Consider the following 24022-nt stretch of genomic DNA (forward strand, 5'->3'; position numbering starts at 1 on the left):
ATCAAAATACAAAATTTTGAAAGTTTTCTCAAATCATCACCAAGAGACAGCAGATTCGTGATTTCAAAACAGATGTATGTTATCTTTGTAGATTCCATATTAAATCCGAATCTGAGCGGTTTATATCCAATCAGTCGCATATTATGCTCTGTATTTCAAGCCGATTTATAATTTTGTCATATTATTATCGGGACTTTGCGCCCGCGTTATTAAATAAAATTGTTTTCGGCATTTGTTTGGGTTAGCAGTTTGAACTGCATGTAATTTTTATTTCAAGTAAAGGAGTTATAATCACTATGCACATTATGGAAGGTATGCTTCCGGTCGGATGGGCTGCTTTTTGGTGGGGATTAACCGCAATCATATTGGTTGCCGGCATCATTCAACTGAACAAAGTCGTTCGTAAAAACCGTGAAGTTTTGCCGCTTTTAGCCGTATCAGGCGCCTTTATCTTTGTATTGTCCAGTTTGAAACTTCCCTCTGTAACAGGATCATCCTCCCACCCGACCGGCACGGGTTTGTCATCCTTTACATTCGGTCCGCTCATTACAGCCGTTTTATCCGCAATCGTTTTGCTTTTCCAAGCACTTTTGCTGGCCCACGGCGGCATTACAACGCTCGGTGCAAACTGTTTCTCAATGGGTTTCTTCGGTCCGCTTTTGGCATATGCGCTCTATAAAGCTTTACAGAAAACCAAATTAAACATTTATTACACGGTTTTCTTAGCCGCTTTTGTTGCCGATTTGGGAACATATGTTGTGACCGCTTTACAGCTTGCGCTTGCCAGTGTCATGAACAGCCCGCTTGCAATCTCTGCGCTGATTGAAAACTTCTCCGGATTCCTTTCGGCTTCTGCCGGATTCTTAGGAGTTTTTGCCGTGACGCAGGTTCCGCTTGCCATTCTTGAAGGTTTGATCATTGTTGTCGCATTCAAGTACATTGCAAAACTCAAAGGTGACTTCCTCCTCAAAACCGATGCAATTTCTGAGGAACAGCTCACAAAAATCAATTCCTGAGGTACCGACATGTCATCTATAAAAGTTGAATACATTTTAATTGCAGCACTCGTTATTTTCGCTGTGTTTTTCGTTTGGCAAACCACTTGGTCTGACTCCGAATTCGGCGGCGCTGACGGAGAAGCAGAAGAATTGATTTATGAATTAAATCCGGATTATGAACCCTGGTGGGAACCGTTCTGGGAACCGCCGGGAGGAGAGACTGAAAGCTTGCTCTTCTGTCTGCAAGGCGCAATCGGTGCTTTAATCATCGGTATATTCTTCGGATATTATTACGCAATGAACAAATTTAAAAAGCAAAATGCGAAAGCTTAATTCAAATTAAGCTTCCATTTTTATTTATTTGCGTTAGCAACATTTATTGGCACATTTTTACCATTCGTTTCTTTTAATGAATTGGTTTTTAACATGCATTATGTTTTTACATGAATTTGCGATTACATGAATTGGTTTTTACATGAATTGATTTTTACATGAATTTGTATTTACACGAGTTTGGATTCTGATATATGATTTCATTTGTTTTTAATTTTATTTCATTTGTTTTTAATTTTATTTCATTTGTTTTTAATTTTGGTACAGTTCACTTGATTTAATCCGGAATCATGCACAAATTTTAATACTGTCGTTTCTCATATTCATGTAAACTATTATTGTCTTAAATTGTTTAAAAACGGATTTTATCGGAACGGATTATTAACGGAATGAAAGATCTATGAGAAATCTGGATGATATTGCACTTCTCAGTCCGCTGAGACGCAAAAATACAACATTGAAAGTGCTGTTGGTTATTTTTGCTCTCCTTGCCGGCCTGTTTTCATCGTCCCCGATACTTCCGATATTCATCATGGTTTGCATGATTTTTGCAACGCTTGTTTTCGGCAAAATCCCGCCGGCGCTTTACTTCAAATTATTTCTCTCGGTGCTCGGCTTTGTTGCCGTCAGTTGCGTTCTTTTTGCGTTTGTTTCAACCGGGAAAGGAGATGAAATTCTGTTAGCGATTCCGATTTTCAGATGGACGCTGACAATCACTCAAGAGAGTGCCAATTATGCCGTTTTGATTTTTACACGTTCATTGAGCGGCATTGCCAGCTTGTTTTTCTTATCCATGACAACCCCGATGCTTGAATTATTCTCTTATTTCAAGCGGTTTTCATTCCTTGATGTTTTTATGGAACTTGTCATGCTGATTTACCGCTACATCTTTGTCTTCTTGGAATTGCTTTTAAGCATTCAATCCGCGCAATCCATGCGTTTCGGCTATCGCAACTTTAAAACAAGCCTTCGGTCTGCGGGAATGTTAGTCGGCAGTCTTTTCATTCAAACATTGGAACAAGGCGACCGCCTTTACCTGTCTATGAATTCCAGATGCTATGACGGCAAACTGCCTTATTACGATGCCAAATACAAAATTCTGTATTCAGACGCGCTGGTATCAATGATTTTCGTTGCGGCTGTTGCAACTGTTTATATTTACACGCGAGGAATCCAATTCTTTTGATAATGATTAATTTATTGATGTTTATTGAGTGTGTTGATTATTTTGATTTAATTTGATTGATCTTCGGAGCTTCACTATGATTTTAGAAACAAAAAACTTAGAATTCAGTTATCCCGACGGAACAAAAGCAGTCGATGACATTTCGATTACAATTCCCCAAGGAAAGAAAGTTTCTTTCGTCGGCAAGAACGGCTCCGGGAAATCCACTTTATTTTTATTGCTCAACGGCACGCTCAAACCCAAAAAAGGCAAAGTTCTTTTCGGCGGCAAAGAAGTCGATTATTCATCATCCGGGCTTCGCGAACTCCGAAAAAAAGTAGGGATCGTGTTTCAAAATTCAGATGACCAACTTTTTGCGCCCACGGTTTATCAGGATATCGCGTTCGGTCCGCTGAATCTCGGCTATTCCAAAGAAGAAATTGACCGCGTCGTCAATCAAATGCTGGACCATTTCGGACTTCAGGCGCTCAAAGACAAGCCACCACATCATCTCAGCGGCGGGCAGAAGAAGCGCGTCGCGATTGCCGGCGTTCTTGCAATGGACCCGGACATCATTATATTGGATGAGCCGCTTTCCAATTTAGATCCGGTCGGTGCCGATGAGATTTTAGATATTCTCAATGAATTAAACGACCTCGGCAAAACAATCATTATTTCAACCCACGATGTTGATTTGGCTTACAAATGGTCGGATTATGTTTTACTGCTTTCTTCCGGAAAATTAGTGAATGAAGGAACATCGGGATACGTCTTTTCAAACGATGAAGAGGTCCGTAATTCCGCCTTGAAGAGCCCGTTTATTTTAGACGTTTACCGCGAATTGGAAAAGCGGTGGCTTGCGACCGGAAATGCACAGCCCAAAGACATCCCCGAACTGGTTCAGCTTTTGCATTCCGTTGATTTGATGCGCGTTGACATCAGCCCGGAAGTTGCTGTCGGCGAATGCGTGAATTTGGGCGTTCTTTTCGGCGATTACACAAAAGAAGGATTGTATGAAGCCGTCAATTCCCGCGTTTTGTTCAAGAGCGATGACGGAACCGCCGTTGTCGAGCTCAAGCGCCGCGTTCTCAAGCCGGGCGCGATTCACGTTTACAACATGGACGAATTTGACAAAGCCGAATTCGATAAGATTGTTGATGAATATGATATCAATTTCATCGGCGCAATGGGTAAAAAAAGCAAAGACATTGCCGAAAACAACGGCATTGACGTTGTTTGTAATTCAGGTGTCATTGACAAATCCATATTGAATGCGATTACCGGAAGCCGATGCCTGATATTGACAAGCTCGGGAATGGTTTCCCATACGGCAAAACGCATTCGCGAATATATTCAAAACAGCGGTATTCGTTTGATTTTCAGTCCCGTCGGAAAAGGCGCACTTGATATTAATGAAGAAAACACACAAGATCAAACGGATGGATTAATCGAAGTTGAATAATCAAGGTTAAAGAACAGAGGCTGAAGAATCGGGATTGAAGAATCGAGGCCGAACACTCAGGTTTGATTGGATTGTTTCAGATAAATGACTGAAACATATGAAACATATTCTTCAATGATTTTGAATATTTCCCGATTCACTTTTTTTGAGACTATATATAAAATTTCATTTTTATAACTGCCCACCGTGAATTCTTTTAAATTACAACAGGTTCATTATATATAGTAATCAGCGGCATATATTTTATTGCAGGAAAGTGTGCCTGCAAAAATGTTTTTGGCAGTTTATCTGCCGATTGTGTGTGTTTAATTCCAATGTAACTACGAGTAGACGACATTAGATACATTAAATATGATTATGGAGGATAGAATAATGGTTTCAGAAATGACTCCGACGCGGCGCGTTCTTGCTGCCGTTCTCGGCGGTCGTGTTGATTACGTGCCGCCTGCAAATCCGCTTGCTCAGACAACTGCCGAACTCATGGACGCTGTCGGCGCAAGTTGGCCTAAAGCGCACCGCGACCCGAAAATGATGGCTGATTTAGCGGCCGCGCCTTACGAGATTTGCGGCATTGAAGCGGCCAGGCCGCAATTTGATATTTCATTAGAAGCGGAAGTCTTGGGATGTCCGCTTGATTGGAACAAGCCGGACCGCCCGCCGGTTGCCGCGCATGCCTATACAGACCCGAAAGATGTGACATGGGATCCGAATTTTGCAAAGAACAGCCGTGCTGCGGTTGTGCTTGAAGCAATTTCCATTCTGCGTGAAAGATATGCGGGAATGCTCCCGATTATTCCGGTGATTACCGCGCCGTTTACGGTTGCGGGACACATTGCGGGCGTTGAAAATCTTGTTCGATGGACACGAACGGACCCGGAAAAGGCGCACGCTTTCATTGAAGCGGCAACGGATTTTGTGATTGAATACGGCAAACTTCAAGTGGCTGCCGGCGCGCATATTTTATTCCCGGCCGACCCGTCGGCGTCGGGTGATTTGATTTCCGGAGAAACGTACGAAGAATTCGTGCTTCCCGCCCATCAGAGAATGGCTCGCGAAATCAGCGCGCCGAAGATTCTTCACATGTGCGGTAATACGAGCAAGCTTTTGCCGTATGTGAAAAAGAGCGGCATGGATTGTTTTTCGTTTGACAATGTTCCTGTTTGGTACTGTCGTCAGATTCTCGGCAACAGCATATCGATTCTCGGCAGTTTGGATGTCATTGATTTGATGCCCAACGGAACGCCGGAAGATGTTTACAACAGAACGAAAGAATGTATTTTCCAGGGAACTGATGTTGTCGGAACGGCTTGTGATGTTTCTTTCGGCACGTCCATTGAGAATTTGAAAGCCTATGTTCAGGCTTGCCGCGAAACGCCGGTCCCGCAATCGGATGACGTGGAAGCAATTATTCGTGAGATGGGCGTCGGTATCGGAAAACTTGAAAAGAGCAAAGGGAAAACAATTGATGAAGTCAACGGGAGGTTTTTCTGATGATTCGGCACATTGATACGGCCGCCGCCGAGATTTTTGAATTTAAAGAAAAAAATCCGTAGCGTTACAAGGAATTGCTTGAAGTCGGCATTCGAATCGGTTTCGGCGAATATCCTGACGCGGAAAAGAAAACGGCTTTGAAACCGGAGCAGGTTCGTGAAAAATATCTTCCCAAAAATGCTGATTACGCCGCTTTGACGGATGCCGTGATTGAAGGCGAAGTCAAGGAAGCACAGAAATTAACGGCCGCGCTTTTGGAAAAAGGAACTGATCCGACCGGAATTGTCGTAGACGCGCTGATGCCGGGCATTCAAACCGTTTGTGAAATTTATGACAACGGTGACGCATTTGTTCCGGAAGTTCTATTGGCAAACGACGCGCTTGTCGCAGGCGTTGCACTCTGCCAGGACCGGCTCGGTGACATCCCGTCTGCCGGCCGCGTGGCTTCTCTTGTGATTGAAGGTGATGTTCACGACATCGGCAAAAACATTGTCGCAGCCATTCTTCGCGCCAACGGTTTTGAAGTCATTGACATGGGGCGCGACGTTTTAGTAGAAGACGTTGTCAACCTTGTCAAGAATGAAAAAATCGACTTGGTCACAGGCACATCCCTGATGAGCACGACCAAAGAAGGACTCAGAACGCTGGCAAAAGAAATTGCATTTTCAGGCGTTCCGGTTGCCTGCGGCGGTGCTGCCGTTGACACTCACTTTACAGAATCATTCGACAACTCAATTTACGGCAAAAGCCCGCTTGACGCCGTGAAAATTGCTCAGGCAGTTGTTTCCGGCAAGAATTGGGAAGAAGTGAGAAAGGAAGTGAAATAAAAGTGAAACAAAAATAAGATAGAATGAAAATCGGCAGACAGGAGCCGGAAGAAATAAAGAATTCTAAAAGATTCAGGACTATAAATAAAAAACAACATTTTCAATCCAAAAAAAACGAAACATCCGTTTTTCTGAAAATAAAACGGATGTTTACTCTTTTTTATCTTATTTAAAATGAAGAAATTCTTTTTAAAAATAAAAGAAACTTCGAATACGACCGCAATTTTCGATTTCATGAGCGAAGCGAATGAAATTGAAAAATGCGGATTATTACCACGCCGTTGCCAACTCAGTTTTAGCCGAATCTTAATTGGAGTAAAATATCTCAGCTGTTGGAGTTTATTTGAACGGAGAGGTACGAATCTCCAACTCCTTCTTTCACTCGCTACGCTCGTGAAACGCGTCGTTGGAGGCGGTTGCTTTGATTTTTCGATTATTTATCAACTCAAAACATCTCTTTTTTCAAAATGAAATGAAAAACGAATGCCGGTTAAATCATGAAAATTTCCTTCACTTTTTTGTTTTGGTTTTAACCGGCATTCGGGTTTATCGAAAATTATTGAAAAACGATGTTTGGTTATTGAAATTTAAAAAACTAAAATGAACAATCAAAAAACAAAAATAAAAAAATAGAAAAGAAAAAACAAAAAGATCAACGAAGAGTTATTTCTTCGTTGAATTTTTGAATTGCTTTACGTCACCCATACAAATGATTGGACGATTTTGATTTGCGTTTCCGTGTCCAAGTAGGACAATTCTACGCGATCTCCGACGTTGAGTAAAACAATGCGCGGATCAAGGTTTGCGGACATCGAATAATATGTTTGGTCGCCGCTGATCTTGATGTAATAGTTGGAATTGCCGTCAATTACCGCGATGCGGATATCTTCAACGGTTCCATTGACCTTTGTTTCATCAGACGGAATTTCAATACCGGTTGAACCGAGTTTTCTGACATAATCTTCTTCGGTTTGTTTGAGCGTTTCGCCCGTTCCGACAATCTGATACTGTTCCACGTTGACCATCGCGTATTGCTTGACAAGATTGGAATTGTCTTTCATCGCCATGAAATATGTCGGCTGACCGTGAACGTTTAAGAGCAGCGGGAAGGTGGAGACGTATCTCAAATGCTGAAGCGCGCCTTCTGCCGAATTCATAGCCGAATATTCATGAGCGCCGGCAATCTGGTAATACTTGGATTCCTTGGTACGCTGATTGATCCAAACGAAACCGACATTGGATTCATCGCCGCCGACAGAAGTGATACCGGTATACATGTAAACGTCATCATTCATCGCGAGATAATTGTAGCCGTCCGTTGTCATGGTAACGCTGCGCTGGCCGAAAATTGAATTTAAGAACCCGCCGCCGTAGGCACCGTAATAATCATATTGCTGAATCAAAAGTTCCGCGCGGTAAACATTGTCCACCCATCCCGGAATATCTTCAGGCGCGTAATATGCGTGCTCACCGGTCACGGCGTCCACCATCACAATGCCTTCAATATCAGCGCCACCGAACAATCCGATTCTTTTAACGACTTTTGGGCAGATCCAATACGGGTGACCGCCTTCATCAATCTCCATCACCGGTCTTTCAAACATGTATGTCGGATAATTAACGCGGATGTAACGGTCAATATTTCTGAAGAACAATTCGGATTGGGAATATTTGATGCCGTTGCCTTCGCCCATGCGGACAACCTGCGCTTCCTGCGTGACCATGTCAACGGTAATGTAAGCCGGAATGCCCTCGCCGACATTGTTAAACCATTTGAAGAAGTCGCCGTACAAAAGCGGCGTAATTCGGACAGGGCGTCCTTGGTAATTGATTTGCGTGTAATCCGTCGCCACCTCGAACTGCGATACCATGTCCGCCAGATCACCCATTTTCCTATCGCCGAGACGCTGAGCGGAAGCGCGGTCAAGCCACGGAATTTGGTCAAAAGAAAGTTCATCGATGTCTTCTTCGAAATTTCCGGTTTCAATATCAATAAGCTTGGTATAAGAATCCGCGTAAAAAATCGGACTTGAAATGACCGTTCCGACAATCACAATCGCGAAGAGAAGACCCGCGATGTAAAGCGGTGTTTTTTGACGGGATTGTGTTCTTTTGGCAAGATAAGGATCATTTTCAACATTTGAATAATCATTGTCTGACTCGGTCGTGAAAATCACGCGGCCGTTTTCATCAACGGTGCGCTTGACATTCATATTCGGCATGCCGAGAAGCGTGTAAATTGCGAAGTAAGCAATGACGATCGTAATTAAAAAGAAATAAAAGTCAGTTGAACGAAGGTTCAGCGCGGGCAGAGTGAAATAAAAAGAAAACGCCGCAACAATTACCGTCAAGATCAAGCTGACAAGAATTCGTGTCTGCTGATTCATCTTTTTCATAATTTGTACTCCGATTCTGTAATCGATATGGAAATCGAATGAATAAAGGAAGTTAGTTACAGATATACGCTGTTATACTTCGGATATAATAAAAATGAATGCTTTGGAATACGTGAATGCTGATTTGCCGTTAGTTAATTTACCATTAGCGGATTTTCCATTAGTTGATTTGCCATTAGTTGATTTGCCATTAGTTGATTTGCCATTAGTTGATTTGTCATTAGCTGATTTGTCATTAGCTGATTTGTCATTACATTGTCATCATTGTCATTAGAATTTGGAGATTTCAAGCGTATTATTTAGATATATAACCGTATTGCATTGAGTTTTAATACGAAAATGAAGTAATATTTTCGTGAGGACGAATGTCTTTAATTTGCGGTTTTCCGTGGAATTGGAAATGTTGTCCCGATTTGGATTTCCATAGAAATCCGACTACTGTTATACTATTATTAATGAAAACGAATTGAGCTGATACAAGATGCGCGCCTCTCAACGATCAAATTCCAAAAAGAATTTTGATGATAATCCTTATTTTGAAGGTTCGGGCACCGAATTCGCCCGCGAGGTTGTTTTAAAACCGGCAGGGTATCCTCTCATCGGCCTCATAGATGATGATCCGTTCATTGATGACACGGATTTGTTTGAGGCCTACATCCGCGATCAGTGGGAAGGATGGGAAGTCGAGACCGGTATGTATCTTTTCGACCGCGAATTGTTCAAAGGATTCGCTTACCGTGTCGTCTCGGTCGAACCTGAAGGATTTGCAATCGGCCCCGAAACGAAAGTGCTGATTGCGCCCTCGACCGCAAAGCCCGAATTTGTTGAAAACGCCCCGAAGACATGCATTTCGTTTGATGAAATCATCGGGCAAAATGCGGCAAAAAAGAAATGCCGTTTGATTGAAAAATATCTGGCAGAACCGGAAACATTCGGCAAATGGGCACCGCGAAATGTTTTGTTCCACGGCCCGTCCGGAACCGGCAAAACGATGCTTGCCAAAGCACTCGCCTGCAAGGCGGATGTTCCGCTGATTCCCGTGAAAGCGACGCAGCTGATCGGCGAATTTGTCGGCGAAGGCGCGCGCCAGATTCATGATTTATACGAGCGTGCTGAAGAAATGGCGCCGTGTATCATTTTCATTGATGAAATTGACGCGATTGCGCTTGACCGCAAATTCCAGGAACTGCGCGGCGACGTTGTTGAAATCGTTAACGCGCTCATCACCGAAATGGACGGATTGTCGGAACGCACCGGCGTGTGTACAATCGGATCCACCAACAGAATCCAATCGCTGGACTCTGCTGTCAGAAGTCGCTTTGAAGAAGAAATCGGATTCATTCTGCCCAACGCGGATGAAGTCGAGCAGATTCTTCAAACCAATTTGGAAACATTCCCGCTGCCTGTCGACCCGACGTTCAGCGTGAAGCGTTTTGCCAAAGAAGCGACCGGATTTTCCGGCAGAGATTTGGTTCACAAAGTTCTCAAAACCGCCCTTCACCGCGCAATTATTGAAGATGAAAAATACGTGAAAACGGAATATTTCACAAACGCGCTTGGCGAATTGAAAAAGAACGGATCCGGTGACGACTGCCAGCAATTCTACGCCTGAGGGGCGCAGATAAATCTGACCGTCATTCTTTTTATTTCGGAATTTGTTATATTATGAAAATTTGTCATATTTATGAAAATTGCCATATTTATGAAAATTGTCATATAAGATTTATCAGATAATGAATTATCAAAAAACAAAAAGGAATTATTATGGAAGCTGATGTTGAAATATTAGAAACGGACCGCTTTGACTGCCAAGTCGTCAACGTGATTAAAACCATGACGTACCAAGGCATAACAATCGAAGAACCGCTCTCCAAAGGCCGCGTTTACTTCGGCAAAGTTCCGGCGGACATTGACATTGAAGTCGGCGACGTGCTGTTCATCGGCGCAAAACCGCTCGGCGAAGAAAAGAATCAGGGCAGCATGGAAGTCTATCTTTATGACGAAGAAGACAACCGATTGGACTGGACTTTGATTTACTGATTTTTTATTTTTCTTTCTTCATTCTTTTTCACTTTTATTTTTTCGTTTTTTATTTTCATTCTTCATTGAAGACTTTCTTTTTAAATTTTTAAAACCCGATAGGTGAATTTATATTTTTGAAAACCGGTGCGGCTCGCGCGGCGGCGAGCACAGCGGCTGGGCGGCGGCAGGATGCAAACAGTAAGGTAGCAGCAACAATGCAAACAGTAAGGTAACAGTGCCACGTTCGCGCAAGCGAACGGATGTGATAAAAGAGAGCAGATGCAAGCAGCAACGCAGACCCAAGCAACAACGCAGACCCAAACAACAACACAGACCCAAGCAACAACGCAGACCCAAACAACAACGCAGACCCAAGCAGCAACGCAGACCCAAGCAGCCGAACAAATGCTGACAAAATGATTTTCCTGAAAAACCATGTTTTATTTTTGCTGTATCGGCCGGGTACGAATCCGCAAATTTCCGATTCCTCACTCAGCTTCGCTTCGCTCGGAATCGAAAATTAGCGGGCGGTTGTTTTGGATTTTCGTTGAGATTTTGAAAACCTGAATCCGAAATCAAAAGAAGATAAGAAAGAAAAGAAATTGAAAAAAACGAAAAGAAATTGATTGAATCAGAGATATTCTCTCGGATCAACAATTTCTCCTTTGATTGCTGCTGCCGCGACGCTTGCGGGCGATGCCAGATAAATGAATCCGCCTTTGCCCATTCTGCCTTTGAAGTTGCGGTTGGCGGTTGAGATGCAATTTTCGCCTTCGGCAATAATTCCCTGATGCGCGCCGAGACACGGACCGCAGCCGGGGGTGATGAAACTGACGCCTGCTTTGAGGAGGGTTTCATAAATGCCGGTTTGAACGGCTTCTAAGAGAATTGTTCTTGACGCGGGCGCGGCGATTGTTCGGACGGTGACCTTTTTGCCTTTTAAGATGTCGGCGGCAATTGCCAAGTCTTCTAAACGGCCGTTGGTGCAAGTTCCGAGAAATGCCTGATCAATGTGCGTTCCGGCAACTTTGCCGACGGGAACGACGTTGTCCACTTCATGCGGGCAGGCAATCTGGGGTTCGATGTCGTCGGCGTGATAATTGACTTCCTTGCAATAAGTTGCGTCAGCATCCGCATAAATCGGTTCAAAATCGGCTTGTGAGCGGTTTTCCAAATATTCAAATGTTTTCTTATCCGGCGGGACAATGCCGGCTTTTGCGCCCATCTCAATTGCCATATTACAAAGCGTCATTCGGCCGGAAATCGAGAGATCCGTAATCGCGTCGCCGTAAAATTCAACGGCTTTATAGGTGGCACCGGCAATTCCGGTTTTGCCGATCAGGTAAAGCGTCAGGTCTTTGGCATAAACGCCTTTACCCAATTTACCGTCCACGGTCATTTTGATGGTTTCAGGCACTTTGAACCAAAGCTTCCCGGTTGCGAAAATTTCAGACATATCGGTTGCACCGACGCCTGTTCCGAATGCGCCGAACGCACCGTAAGTACAAGAATGAGAGTCGGCGCCGACAATTAATTTGCCGGGCATTGCAAATCCCTGCTCAGGCAGAACCTGATGACAGATTCCCTCGCCGCCTTCATAAAAATGAGAAATGTTCTGCTCTTTCACCCATTCTCGGATATCCTTTTGCAAACCGGCGGCGACATCTGTGCTTGCCGGAATGAGATGGTCAAACGGAATCACAATTCGATTAGCGTCCCAAACTTTTTGTGCGCCCATTTCCCTGAAAGATTTGACGGCTAAAATGCTCGTTCCGTCATGCGCCATTGCATAATCCACATTTGCCGAAACAAAATCATTCGCTTTCACGTCGATTCCGGCCGCGCGGCTGAAAATATTTTCACTGATTGTTCCCATAAAAATGCCTTTTGTTTTTGAATTCAAATTGACGGTTAAAATTTATTTTTCGTTTATTTCGTTTAATTTCTATGCTTTCGTCATCAAATCAATAAAAAAGTATTGTTGATTCGGCTTCAAAATTAGATATATAAAATAGATATGAAAAAGAAAGATAAAAAGAAAGATAAAAAGAAAGATAAAAAGAAAGATAAAAAGAAAGATAAAAAGAGATAAAAGAAGGAATTTATAGAAAAAGCGCATTGAGACCGCGTATGAACTTTCTTTATATTATAACGATCTTTCTCCTCCCCGTAATGATGATCGGGATGGGATTTTTATGGCGCAAAAACGGCCCGAAGCAAATAAACAGCCTTTACGGATATCGGACAACGCAATCAATGACAAGCCGCGAAACCTGGGATTTCGCGCACATTTACGCCGGGAAAATTTATCTTCGGACGGGAATCGTCTTCTTCATTTTAACGCTGTTAATATGCATTTACTTTTGGTCAGCCGATGATGATACCGCAGGAATTGTCAGCGTTATTGTCATGACGATTCAGCTGATCATTTTTATTTTAACTATTCCGATAACGGAATCCGCGTTGAAGAAGAATTTTGATAAAAACGGCAAAAGAAACCCGGAAAATCATTTGAAAAATAATTCAAAATGAAACATCCATTTTTTTCAATAGAATGAAAAACGAACGCCCCTTTTCTCTTCTTTTTTCAATAAAACCGGCGTTCAGGCTTTTAAATTTTCATTAAACCGATGTTTACTTCTTAATTGATTCTCAAGACTTTTAAAACAAAGTTGATTTCGAAAACAAATTAAAAAAGTATATATATTTGGAAAGCTAACTTTCCTTTTGTAAAGTATACTTTCCATATATTTCAAAACAATTTCCTGAATCAAAACCGGGAGAAAGAAAATGAAAAACAGATTAGAAGAGCTTCGAAAACAAAAAGGAATTAATCAAGAAGAACTCGCGGCCGCTTTGGAAGTTTCCAGGCAGACCATCGGCTCCCTTGAAAACGGACGCTATAATCCGTCCATTATCCTCGCGTTTAAAATTGCGCAGTATTTTGAAACGGATATTGAAAGCGTCTTCATTTATGAGGAGGAAAAAAATGACTGAATATATTGAACAAAAAAGAAAAAACGCTTTAAGATCATACATCATCAGCATTCCGCTTTTATTAATCATTGGCATTGCCTTCATTTTTACCGGAATAACTTTTCCGGATAAATTTGTCCATTCCGATATGATTTTTTCAATCGGAATCGGATTAATTTTTGCGGATATTGTTGTGTTTGTAAAATATTTGTATTGGAAAAAGAACAGAGAAGCGCATGAAAAATTGCTTCAGGATGAAAAAATAAAATTTTCAGATGAAAGAAAGATAATGCTCCGCCAAAAATCAGGTCAGGTCGCTTACCAATGGACACTGGTCGGTTTGTTTATCCTGAATATGATTTTTACCTTTGCCGGCATTGATATGGCAATCATTCTCGCACTTTGGATTTTTATTGCCGCCGATTTTGTATTCGGAATCGTTTTATTCCAATATTATTCCAAAAAAATGTAACGGAAAAGACATTCATGTCTTTTCTTTTTGAATTTCCGAAATCATGTCTTTTCAGATTGAATTTTTAAACCGAATTAAGGATTTTATTTCAAAACCTCGTTCGGATCTTCCAAACAAAAAGATGCCGCATCATACTGGCGGACTTTACTTAAAATGAAATCACCGACTTCTTTCGTTGAATATTTACCGCCGAGATCAGGCGTCACGATTTTATCATGAATCGCAGCGGCAACGGCGCGGTTGACCAAACATGCCTCCCTCTTTTTTCCCATCCAATCAAACATCATTTTCAAACTGAGAATCGCAGCGATCGGATTGGCAACCCCTTTTCCCGCGATATCAGGCGCGCTGCCGTGAACAGGCTCAAAAAAGGCTTGATTGTCACCGATGTTCGCGCTCGGCGCCAATCCGATGCTTCCGAGAAGAACAGCACCGAGGTCGCTCAAAATGTCGCCGAAAAGATTTGTCGTCACAACAACATCGTATTTTTCGGGAGACATAATCAAATCATAAGCAAAAATATCCACCAATTTATCCGAAACGGCAATGCCTTTTGACTCTGCCGTTTGCCGACAGGTATCTAAAAAGAGTTTATCGGATTTTAAAACATTGGATTTATGAACAACAGTCAACCGGTTTTCGCGCTCCGCCGCCAAACCGCAGGCAAATGAAGCAATTCTTTCAGACGCTTTTTGAGTGATGACGCGCGTCGTTGTCGATTTATCGGCACCAATCTCTTCAATTCCGGAATAAAGGCCCTCGGTATTTTCGCGGACAATAATAATGTTGACATCCGCTTCATTTCGATCTTTAATTTTTAAAAGCTCGTAAATTCCCGGAATCGGAAGAATCGGGCGGATATTGGCGTAAAGGTTCAATTCTTTTCGAATTCTCAAAAGAACGCTTTTGTAAGACGGGTCGTTGACGGTTGTAATCGCGCCGAACAGGATGGTATCGCACGATTTTAAAAGAGAAATATCATCGTCAGTGATGGCGGAACCTGTTCGTTCCCATTTTCCGAAACCGACTTCAACGGGAACTTTTTCAATCCCCCAATCATAAGTTTCGTTGAAATAATCCAAAATCGCAACCGCTTCGGGAATGACTTCTTTTCCGATACCGTCGCCCTCAATGATTGCCGTTCTCATACCATCACCAAATTATCACGAATCAGTTTGCATTTTGTTTTTTGCGGTGTTCAACAAGCCCGCCGTCATTCAAAATATCCAATAAAAAGTCGGGCAGTTTTCCGGTAGGATATTCACGAACGGCCGAACCGTCTTTAGGATTGACGCGAACAATGCCGCAGTCCAAATCAACTTCAATCAAATCGCCGTCTTCAGCCTCAACATCGGCTTCAATAATCAAAAGTCCGATGTTTATCGCGTTTCTGAAAAAGATGCGGGCGAAGTATTTTGCGATAATGCATGAAACACCGGCATATTTGAGCGCGAGCGGGGCTTGCTCACGAGAAGAGCCGCAACCGAAATTGTCACCGGCAACAATCACATCACCTTTTTGAACATTTTTCGCGAAGTCGGGGGCAATGCCTTCCATTGCGTGATCGGCAAAGACCTGCATGTCTGTCGTTCGGAGATATTTGCCGGGAATAATTGCGTCCGTATCAATATCGTTGCCGAATTTCCAAGCTTTTCCTTTGAATGATTTTTCCATACAATCACAATTCATTTTTAAAAAATTTCAAATTAATCAATAATCAAATATTCAGAATATTTTCAATTCTTTTGAATCATAAAAATATTTCCCAAAAATATTTCCTAAAAAGAAAAATCAGCCGTTCATCGGCGCACAGCTTTTTTCCGTTAATATCATGTAAAAACGCGTCACCCAAATGTTCATTGCCGCTGTCAAAAAGAGCGAAATAATCAAATGAATGAAAAAATTGGAATAAAAGGAAATCCCGAGATAATTCAGCGCGGCCATCACAAGAACGCTGATAAAAGTAATCAGCATCTCAATGATTGTGATTAAAAAAACGAATGATGAAACGCGAATCGGTCTTTTTCTCAATAATTTAAATGAAGTGCGGTAGCTTTTGAAGACTTTCATGTTATCAATTACAATAATGTAAGAAACAAAATAAAACATAAAAGAAACAAGCAGCAAGTAAAGGGAAGAGGCTAAAATAGCAATAAATACGGGTGCAGCCAGTGCATCAACCATCGGCAGAAGCAAAGTCGGATCCGTTTTCAAAGCGTTTATAACATATTCCGTTCCGTATTCCGAGCTTCCGATAATATTCAAAACAGGCGTCCAAAAAAACGCCGAAACCATACGAAGCATCATAATGAAAAAAGATGCCCAAATCAATCTCAGCGTAAATTTTTTCCCGTAGGAAAAAAGATGTCTGGAATCCGTGTAACCGGTTTCAAGAACTTCTTTGGCCATGCCGATTGAGCCTGCCGTTGTAAACGAGGACAGAAGAATCATTAAAAGGAAAAAGAGAATGGAAAGCAAGGAAAACGTGCTGATTCCGAGATTCATTTTTAAATCCGCAATAATAAAAAATCCGAAAAGAAAGGCCAAAAAAATCGCGATTGTATAATACGCGATTCCCGGAACAAATAAGACAGGATGCTTTTTCAATAATTTCAAGCCGTTGACAATTGTGATAAAAGCATTTTCAGACATATCTTTTCCCATGAAATGAATTCAAAAATATAAAAATAAAAAAAGAATATGAGAAAAATTAGTCTCTTTTCTCATCTTCCCAAGAAGTTGTTGTTTCTTCATAAACTTCTTCTGAAACAACATTTCCGTCCGCATCCAAAATACCTTGTTCGATTCTGGAATATTCGCTGTATTCTTCAGCCGGTTCTTCATCTGTTTTTTCTTCAACCAAGCTGTAATACATTCTGACACACCAGACAGTCTGAAGACCGGTTAATACCGAAACAACAATAACGTTGATTAATGTCCCGACTATAAAGCCGACAAGCGGAATGAATCCTAAAATGGTGACGACGATATTCATGACAAACGAAACACCGAATGAAATGGCAAATAAAACCAAAGCGAAAAGGAAAACTTCACCTTTATTTTCCATAAAGAGGTTATAAGATTTTTTGATACTGCCGATGACACCACAATTCTCGAGAATCAGCGCGTATGTTGTGAAATAAAGAATTAATGACAAAGCGAAGACAATAACGATAACGGCAAGCACAGAAATGAAACCGATTAAGATCGCAAGCGCAATAGATCCTGCCGCGATTAATGCTATGATTAAAATGATGAGAAAGCCGAATACAATTCCAAGCGGAACACCGACAATAATACCAATGACTATTGTAAGCAAAAGAAGCTTTAAGAAATATTTAGCACCATATGAGAAAAAGTCTCTGAGAGAAGTTTCTCCTGTAAGAGTGGCTTCTTTACTCATTCCTGTTAAACCGGCCTCAATAAAAACGGCAAAAATGACAAAGATGAATAAACCGATATAAGTAATCGCTAAAAAGCGCGCGAAATTAAAAGATTCGTCAAACATTGTGTCGTAAATGCTCGGGTCAACATAGCCGGCAGAGCCCATTAATGAAAAAACGGTTGACATATCGGGGAAAAGCGAGAAAAAGACAGCAATAAGATAGATGTAAACTAAAATATTCAGCAAAATGCCGGGCGCAAGCAAAATGGGATTTGCTTTAAAATCTTCCCAGCCTTTGGAAATAACTGTGCCTATTGAATCAGCCATAAATGTAACTCCATATTGTTTTAATAAAAATAATAATAGCCGTTATTGAAAAAATACAATTTCGGTATGGAATTTAACATTTGTTAATATAAATAATAAACTGATGAAAAATAAAGAAAAATAATGAGGGTAAACAATGCCGGAAGGAAAAAATCAAGAAAAGGAATCTGTATATGTCATTGCACATTGCCTCTTAAATTCCCTGACGCGTGTCAAAGGAATACGCCGCCCTGAGCCGTTTGACACAACAAATAAAAAAGTGATTCAATTACCCTGCCCGGAATTGATTTATGCCGGACCTGAACGCGGCAGAAAAACGAAAGAAGATTATGATACGCCGGATTACCGCGCCCTTTGTTTGGAATTGTTTCTTCCGTATGCCGATATGATTGAAAAACTTTCAAAAGACGGGCATGAAATAAAAATAACGGGTGTACCGAAAAGTCCGTCTTGCGGTGTTTTAACAACAACCGTTCAAACTTCGGCAGAATCGGAGAGTTCATCCGAGAACGGAATTGTTGAATCAAAAGGCATTTTAATTGAAGAAATCGAAAAAGAACTCATTCGCCGGCATGTTTCTTTTGAAATGAGCGAATGATTTTTTTCGAAACGGTATTTTTAAAGCGATATTTCGAAACGGTATATAATTTTATTGTTTTTTGTTTTTTGAAAGCGGTTATATTTTCAGGCAGAATACTTTGGCAGTATGATGAAAACTGAAATTCGAATGAAAGATCTGCCGTCCATGGAACGCCCGAGAGAACGATTGTTAAAATGCGGCGCAGATGCGTTGTCTGACGCGGAATTGCTTGCAATCATCCTCGGAACGGGGACGAAAGGAATGAACATCGTCACGATTTGTCAACATGTATTTCAAAATATGTCGCTTAAAAAATTAAGCAGAAGCCCGGCTGCGGAACTGATGAAAATTCCCGGAATCGGACAATCCAAAGCGTGTCAGATTATTTCTGTTTTTGAACTGTCACGGAGACTCGAAACATACACGGAAGAGCCGAAAAGAAAAATAAAAGAGCCGGAAGACATTTACAAATATATTTATCCGAAAATTCGGGAGGAGAAACAGGAAAAATTCATGATTCTCTGTTTGGATACAAAAAATCAAATCATTTCTGATGTGACGATTTTTGTCGGCGGACTCGATTTCAGCATTGTTCAGCCGCGCGAGATATTTAAATCAGCACTGCTGGAATCTGCCGCCTCTATTATATTAATTCATAATCACCCGTCAGGCGACCCAACGCCGAGTCGTGAAGACATCATTATTACAAACAGGGTCATTGAAAGCGGCAAACTTCTCGGCGTTCATGTCTGGGATCATTTGATAATCGGAGACGGCTGTTACATTAGTTTAAAAGAAAAGGAATACATTTGATTCTATTATCCATTAAATCCGAATTCGGTGAAGACAATGCATCGGATTACACAGGATTGAACGAAATATCACGGTATAAAATCGTCCCAAAAAGGATAAAATCACACCAAAGAGACTTGGAAAAACAATAAAATTGCCTTAAAGTACAATCTGAAAATAAAAAAAGACTCTTGTCACCGCATCATTTATAACAGACCGATTCTTTTACAAAAAGAAACATTCGGCAGAGGTATATTTTGATGAAAGACCCGTATACAGTCCCTTATAAGGGCATATATGCAATATGCGATGAAAACGGACAAAAAGCTGAGATCATCGAACGTCCCGATTGCCACGGCGGCGCCGCTTGGTCTTTGCATCATTATGCAAAATCGCCCGCCGTAACAAATGCCGAATCGGTCGGCGAATATATTCGATATTCTGTAAAAACAGGTCCGTCGACGCTTGAACTTAAATCATCCGTTGCGGCGGCCGGAATTGAATCGGTCATTTGTGACGAATCAAAAAATGAAGTTCAAATCACATACATGGGAATCGGCGGCGGCGGAGTTGGCGCAACCAAATGCCGCGCTTATGCCGACGGTGTTTTAAGATTTGAGATTTCTGAATCGGGCGGCGGAAAAACCGCGACCGGTAAAATATTTGTGCCGAAACGAACGCGTGTTTTAATTGCGATTGATGACACGGATTCGTGCGATGAAGGCGCGACTTGGACATTAACGCACAACATTGCCAAAGCGGTCAGCTGCAATGACGCGATTTATCTGTCCCAAGCATTGGTTCAGCTTTATCCGGTGCCTGAAAAAACACAAAATTGCATGTCGGCGGTTTTGGAATTCGGCTGCACAACGGAAGCCGCAAAAGAAAAACTCATTGCCGATGTGAAAGAACTTCTTTTAAAATACAGTGTCAGCGAAAATACGGGAATGCTTGTATACACAGGTTTTGAGGTCACCGATGAATTGAAAGAATACAGTCATTGGGGACGAACCATGCGTGTTTCCCGCGAAAAAATGTTGGATGTTGCCGAAAAAAACAATGTTGAAATCATTTTAGACGGCAACGGTATTATCGGCGCAATGGCCGCTTTTGCCTGGTTTGCAAAACCGATTGATTCTGTTAAACCTGAATTTGACATAAATTCAATTTAAAATAAGAAATAAAAAAACAGCGGCAAACTTCCAAAATTAAAGTTTGGCGCTGACTGTTGCGCTTTGGCAACGGCAACTCTTTTTACAATCATCTTCCTTCTGATTTGAAAGAACAGAAGACAAAGCCGCTATAATTTCAATAACCGTTTTCTGATTCTTTTCAACGCCGACTTTTACTTCATCAGCCGTGACCATATTTTGGCTGAGCCCGGCCGCCGGATTTGTGATGACGCAAAGTGAAGCGTAACAAAGTCCCGCCTCTTTTGCCAAGATTACCTCAGGAACGCCCGTCATGCCAACAACATCCGCAAAATGCGCAAACATTTGAATCTCTGCTTTTGTCTCAAAACGAGGGCCTTCCGTACACAAATAGATGCCTTCGGAATAAGAAATGGATTGAGATTCTAAAATTTGATACAGTTTATTTCGAAGATCGGCGCAATACGGATCTGTCATATCAACATGAACCGTTTCATCATTATGAAAAGTGCCGACCCGATTTTGAGTCATATCAATGAAATCGTTTGGAATGAAAAACGGAAAATCCAAAAAGGAATTCGGCGCAGCATGTGTTTTATTCTTCAATACGCTATCGGTTTCAAAATTTCCGGCAAGCGGCACCTCCCGCATCAACCCGACAGAATTAACGGACAACACCGGAACACCGATTTGACGCGCAGCATCAACCAGTGCCCGGAAATTGATTTGATGCGGCGGAACATGCCTTTTTCCTTGATGCCGTGAAATGAATGCGATATCGAAATTGTCACCGGCCTGAAGAACTGAAACAGAAACCGGGCCGTAAGGCGTATTTATCTCACAAAGTTTTGCGCCTTCTTCAGATAAAACACCATAACCGACACCGGCAATAATGGTTAAAACAACATTTTTGAATAATTTCAAAATATCATCCCGTTTAATTTAATTTTAATTATGATATAAAATAAACGGCTTTCTATTTTAAAGATACTGATTCGAAAAAAAGAAAAAAAGAAAATGATGAAAAAGTAAACAAAAGACAAACGAAGACCAATGAAAACAAACAAAAATAACGAAGATCAATGAAGACAAACAAAAAAACGAAAAACAATGAAAGACAAACAAAAAAATAAACAAAAAGAAAAATGAAGGGAGAAGAAAATGAATAAATCAAATTCTTCTGCGGATATAAGTCCACATAAACAGACCGGATGTCAGAACAACCAAGATAGAGAAGACTGACAAATGTCCCTGAACTGTTGTGATTATATCTTCGATAACAGTAACCGGAGTCGTAATTGTATTGCCGAATCCGTTCTTTTCATCTTTTACGGATTCTTTCGGAGGAACAACAACTGCTTCGCCGAAAGATTGGCCGCCTGAATTTTGAGTGGTTTCCGGCGGTTTGACAGGCTTGGACAAAACAACGGCAAACGGTGAAAAACCGGATGTGCTTGTCGTGATGTTATAACAGTTGACACCATTGATTTTACCGTCTTCAACGAGGTCAATTGTTAATTGCTCAACTGTTTTTTCTCCGTCGACCTCAATAACGTGCAATACTTCCAATCTGTTTAAATCAATATTTGATCCGTCGATTACGGTCGGAATGGAAAATGTCAAAGTAACCATTTGATTATTTTCTTTTAAGAGATCATTGATTTCAGCACTGTTGCTTTCAAAGCCGATATCCATCACCGATAAAATATTTGTTTCCGGTGTAAGGAGGTCGGAAGAATCTTCAATACCATCAAATACATCCGTATTCAAAGTTGCAAGAACCAATGAATTATCTTCTAATTTTTCCTGAAGAATGGTCGGGAAAATCATTGCCGACAGCAGAGGTTTCTTAATTTCTGTTTCTTCGTCGACAAGGTCAAGTACCCCATCATCATCAATTTCTGTTGATACGGATTGAGATAAGCGTTTGAATGTAAAAGCGTATGCTTTGTCCTTGAAACTGATTTCCGTATCATCTTCACTCACAACCTCACTCACAGCCTCTGTATCAACTTCATCTTTCAAAGTGACAACGGGATAAAATTGTACAGACAGATTTCGTTCATTTAATAAATCGTTGTTTAAAGCAGATGAGTTAAACGAAATGAAGTGGGAATATTCCATAATGTCTTCAGGATTTGCAGCCGGATAGAGGTCATTATAAGTCTGCAAATAATTCGAGGCTTTCTTTTCAGAATCGCCGATTGAAACAGCCCAATCAAAGTCAGTCTTGCATGCGGAATAAGAAGTTCCCGTGGCTATTAAATCATTACTTTTGATTTTTTTACCTGTATAAGTTGAAATTTTAAATTTGTCGTGTTCAGAACAAATGAAAATGCTATTCAAATCAAACTCCTGCAAATCAGATAAATTCAAAATGAATTCTGATTCATAATCATTCAGAGAAACGGGAGATTTCAAAAACTCGAGTTCTTCTGCATCGGCATCATACCAATAGATAGAACGAAGACGTCCCTGATCATAAGAGTAAATGACAGTATTATTGAGAAGTTCCTGTTTTAAATCAGGATAAACGGCTTTATCCGAGAAAACGGAATCGTATTCGACAAAATAATAAAGCTTTATAGTGTAATCATGTGAATAACTGCTTTTAATCGGATAGACAATGATATCGTAACCTGTTTTATCCGACTTGAATATTTTTTCAACTCTGAATGTGATTTCAGTATCAACGTGATTTTTTGAACCATCCAAATATCCGCATAAGTAAATCGTAAAGTCTTCAGAGGGTTTGCCCGGACTTGTCATCAAACCCAAATTGAAGTCTGAGACATTAAATTGGATATATGTCGTTTGATTCTTTTCATCTACAGAAGAATTGAATTTAGAAAGATTCAAAGCTTCTTTTTCTTTGCCCTTACCATTAAATTCACGAACAGGATAGCTGGTAGTATCAAAATTATTGACAATTGTGACCGTGTCACCGTTAATGTAAATTGTTTCGTTGTAATCCAATATTTGTGCATTATTTTCGTCAAAAAAATTTTCAAATACCGGACTAACTGAGGACGATCCTGCGCAGAAAGACATCAGGAGTAAAAGAAGTGTAAAAACTAATATTGGTACCCTTAATTTCATTTTACTTACCGGCCAGTTAATTTTAGAAATAATTGTAATTGTAGTCGTACGAGATACATTTTGTTGTTAATATAGTTCAAACATAATATTCAAATGTATATAAAGTTTGTTGAAAATATATCAAACGGGGTGTTTCATACGGATAATATCCCTGTAGTAGAAAGAACTACTTATTGTAATATTATATAATTAAAAGGAATTAATTCAAGATGAAAATAATTCCGATAAATGCAATGATATGAATTAATATGAATAACGGAACCGCCCATGTAAAGGGTTTCTTCTGTGTTTTATGTCTGAAAACCAACATTCCGGCATAAGCACCGAACGGACCGAAAAACGCCAAGATAAGAAGCGTTTTCTCAGGTGTGCGCCATTTATCCATAGAAGCTTTCGCTTTATCAAAACCATATGCACCAAAGGCAACAATATTTAAAACCAAATATATTGCTGCTAAAATCGTTATGTTCGAGAGGATTTCCACCATGAATAATAGACAAGCAGCTCATATATATAATTGATGCCTGACTTCTATAAAGAAGATTT

General features: G+C 40.9%; 24 protein-coding genes and 1 pseudogene. 15 read left to right on the plus strand and 10 right to left on the minus strand.

Features of this window, described 5'->3' with window-relative positions:
• Window positions 1-296: 296 nt before the first annotated feature.
• The 6 genes and pseudogenes from C7391_RS00565 (at window position 297) to C7391_RS00590 (ending at window position 6276) form a co-directional block, all read left to right on the plus strand.
• Window positions 297-1016 carry an energy-coupling factor ABC transporter permease gene (locus C7391_RS00565; protein ID WP_133516601.1) on the plus strand — a complete coding sequence of 240 codons (720 nt, stop codon included), beginning with the start codon at window positions 297-299 and terminating at the stop codon, window positions 1014-1016.
• 9 nt (window positions 1017-1025) lie between these two features.
• Window positions 1026-1331 (plus strand): energy-coupling factor ABC transporter substrate-binding protein, encoded by a 306-nt coding sequence (locus C7391_RS00570; protein WP_133516602.1) that lies wholly within the window; start codon window positions 1026-1028, stop codon window positions 1329-1331.
• Between the two features lie 400 nt (window positions 1332-1731).
• The gene (gene cbiQ, locus C7391_RS00575; RefSeq protein ID WP_133516603.1) at window positions 1732-2517 is read left to right on the plus strand and encodes a cobalt ECF transporter T component CbiQ; all 786 of its coding nucleotides are present in this window, start codon (window positions 1732-1734) and stop codon (window positions 2515-2517) included.
• Between the two features lie 76 nt (window positions 2518-2593).
• Window positions 2594-3958: an energy-coupling factor ABC transporter ATP-binding protein gene (locus C7391_RS00580; RefSeq protein ID WP_133516604.1), complete on the plus strand. Its 1365-nt coding sequence runs from the start codon at window positions 2594-2596 to the stop codon at window positions 3956-3958.
• A 372-nt stretch (window positions 3959-4330) separates the two neighbouring features.
• Window positions 4331-5449 (plus strand): MtaA/CmuA family methyltransferase, encoded by a 1119-nt coding sequence (locus C7391_RS00585; RefSeq protein ID WP_133516605.1) that lies wholly within the window; start codon window positions 4331-4333, stop codon window positions 5447-5449.
• A pseudogene (locus C7391_RS00590) lies at window positions 5449-6276 on the plus strand (cobalamin-dependent protein). The gene C7391_RS00585 and the pseudogene C7391_RS00590 overlap by 1 nt, the downstream one beginning before the upstream one ends.
• A 692-nt stretch (window positions 6277-6968) precedes the next feature.
• On the opposite strand, the gene C7391_RS00595 reads toward C7391_RS00590, so the two are convergent.
• Window positions 6969-8672: a CvpA family protein gene (locus C7391_RS00595; protein ID WP_133516606.1), complete on the minus strand. Its 1704-nt coding sequence runs from the start codon at window positions 8670-8672 to the stop codon at window positions 6969-6971.
• Window positions 8673-8766: 94 nt separating this feature from the next.
• Between C7391_RS00595 and C7391_RS00600 the strand changes: the two genes are divergently transcribed.
• The 3 genes from C7391_RS00600 to C7391_RS00610 all read left to right on the plus strand — a co-directional run bounded on the left by C7391_RS00600 (window position 8767) and on the right by C7391_RS00610 (window position 10712).
• Complete coding sequence (locus C7391_RS00600) at window positions 8767-8946, plus strand: hypothetical protein (protein WP_133516607.1); 180 nt, start codon at window positions 8767-8769, stop codon at window positions 8944-8946.
• Between the two features lie 207 nt (window positions 8947-9153).
• Window positions 9154-10284, plus strand: a complete 1131-nt coding sequence (locus C7391_RS00605; protein WP_133516608.1) for an AAA family ATPase — start codon at window positions 9154-9156, stop codon at window positions 10282-10284.
• A gap of 152 nt (window positions 10285-10436) precedes the next feature.
• Window positions 10437-10712, plus strand: a complete 276-nt coding sequence (locus C7391_RS00610) for a hypothetical protein (RefSeq protein WP_133516609.1) — start codon at window positions 10437-10439, stop codon at window positions 10710-10712.
• 80 nt (window positions 10713-10792) lie between these two features.
• On the opposite strand, the gene C7391_RS00615 is transcribed toward C7391_RS00610, so the two are convergent.
• Window positions 10793-11131: a hypothetical protein gene (locus C7391_RS00615; RefSeq protein ID WP_133516610.1), complete on the minus strand. Its 339-nt coding sequence runs from the start codon at window positions 11129-11131 to the stop codon at window positions 10793-10795.
• A 194-nt stretch (window positions 11132-11325) separates the two neighbouring features.
• The gene (locus C7391_RS00620; protein ID WP_133516611.1) at window positions 11326-12570 is read right to left on the minus strand and encodes a 3-isopropylmalate dehydratase large subunit; all 1245 of its coding nucleotides are present in this window, start codon (window positions 12568-12570) and stop codon (window positions 11326-11328) included.
• 308 nt (window positions 12571-12878) lie between these two features.
• Between C7391_RS00620 and C7391_RS00630 the strand changes: the two genes are divergently transcribed.
• The 3 genes from C7391_RS00630 to C7391_RS00640 all read left to right on the plus strand — a co-directional run bounded on the left by C7391_RS00630 (window position 12879) and on the right by C7391_RS00640 (window position 14142).
• On the plus strand, window positions 12879-13226 hold the full coding sequence (locus C7391_RS00630) for an SdpI family protein (protein WP_166627338.1): 348 nt from the start codon (window positions 12879-12881) through the stop codon (window positions 13224-13226).
• Between the two features lie 258 nt (window positions 13227-13484).
• Window positions 13485-13691, plus strand: a complete 207-nt coding sequence (locus tag C7391_RS00635) for a helix-turn-helix transcriptional regulator (protein ID WP_133516613.1) — start codon at window positions 13485-13487, stop codon at window positions 13689-13691.
• Window positions 13684-14142, plus strand: a complete 459-nt coding sequence (locus C7391_RS00640) for a hypothetical protein (protein WP_133516614.1) — start codon at window positions 13684-13686, stop codon at window positions 14140-14142. The genes C7391_RS00635 and C7391_RS00640 overlap by 8 nt, the downstream gene beginning before the upstream one ends.
• Window positions 14143-14225: 83 nt before the next feature.
• On the opposite strand, the gene C7391_RS00645 is transcribed toward C7391_RS00640, so the two are convergent.
• The 4 genes from C7391_RS00645 to C7391_RS00660 all read right to left on the minus strand — a co-directional run bounded on the left by C7391_RS00645 (window position 14226) and on the right by C7391_RS00660 (window position 17854).
• Entirely contained in the window at window positions 14226-15290 is a 1065-nt protein-coding gene (locus tag C7391_RS00645) for an isocitrate/isopropylmalate dehydrogenase family protein (protein ID WP_133516615.1), read from the minus strand.
• 22 nt (window positions 15291-15312) lie between these two features.
• The gene (locus tag C7391_RS00650) at window positions 15313-15816 is read right to left on the minus strand and encodes a 3-isopropylmalate dehydratase small subunit (RefSeq protein WP_133516616.1); all 504 of its coding nucleotides are present in this window, start codon (window positions 15814-15816) and stop codon (window positions 15313-15315) included.
• A 117-nt stretch (window positions 15817-15933) separates the two neighbouring features.
• Window positions 15934-16794: a DUF7847 domain-containing protein gene (locus C7391_RS00655; protein ID WP_133516617.1), complete on the minus strand. Its 861-nt coding sequence runs from the start codon at window positions 16792-16794 to the stop codon at window positions 15934-15936.
• A 58-nt stretch (window positions 16795-16852) separates the two neighbouring features.
• Window positions 16853-17854 (minus strand): DUF7847 domain-containing protein, encoded by a 1002-nt coding sequence (locus C7391_RS00660; protein WP_133516618.1) that lies wholly within the window; start codon window positions 17852-17854, stop codon window positions 16853-16855.
• Between the two features lie 136 nt (window positions 17855-17990).
• Between C7391_RS00660 and C7391_RS00665 the strand changes: the two genes are divergently transcribed.
• The 3 genes from C7391_RS00665 (at window position 17991) to mmp11 (ending at window position 20398) form a co-directional block, all read left to right on the plus strand.
• Entirely contained in the window at window positions 17991-18452 is a 462-nt protein-coding gene (locus C7391_RS00665; RefSeq protein WP_133516619.1) for a hypothetical protein, read from the plus strand.
• A gap of 108 nt (window positions 18453-18560) precedes the next feature.
• Entirely contained in the window at window positions 18561-19247 is a 687-nt protein-coding gene (radC, locus tag C7391_RS00670; RefSeq protein ID WP_133516620.1) for a RadC family protein, read from the plus strand.
• 239 nt (window positions 19248-19486) lie between these two features.
• On the plus strand, window positions 19487-20398 hold the full coding sequence (gene mmp11, locus C7391_RS00675; protein ID WP_133516621.1) for a methanogenesis marker protein 11: 912 nt from the start codon (window positions 19487-19489) through the stop codon (window positions 20396-20398).
• Between the two features lie 36 nt (window positions 20399-20434).
• Here the strand turns inward: mmp11 and C7391_RS00680 are convergent, their stop codons facing one another.
• From C7391_RS00680 to C7391_RS08540, 3 genes are all read right to left on the minus strand, one after another.
• Complete coding sequence (locus C7391_RS00680) at window positions 20435-21301, minus strand: MTAP family purine nucleoside phosphorylase (protein WP_133516622.1); 867 nt, start codon at window positions 21299-21301, stop codon at window positions 20435-20437.
• 246 nt (window positions 21302-21547) lie between these two features.
• Entirely contained in the window at window positions 21548-23353 is a 1806-nt protein-coding gene (locus C7391_RS00685) for a hypothetical protein (RefSeq protein ID WP_133516623.1), read from the minus strand.
• 322 nt (window positions 23354-23675) lie between these two features.
• On the minus strand, window positions 23676-23963 hold the full coding sequence (locus tag C7391_RS08540) for a DUF1294 domain-containing protein (protein ID WP_133516624.1): 288 nt from the start codon (window positions 23961-23963) through the stop codon (window positions 23676-23678).
• Between the last annotated feature and the right edge of the window lie 59 nt (window positions 23964-24022).

The sequence above is a fragment of the Methanimicrococcus blatticola genome (assembly GCF_004363215.1).
Taxonomy (GTDB): Archaea; Halobacteriota; Methanosarcinia; order Methanosarcinales; family Methanosarcinaceae; genus Methanimicrococcus; species Methanimicrococcus blatticola.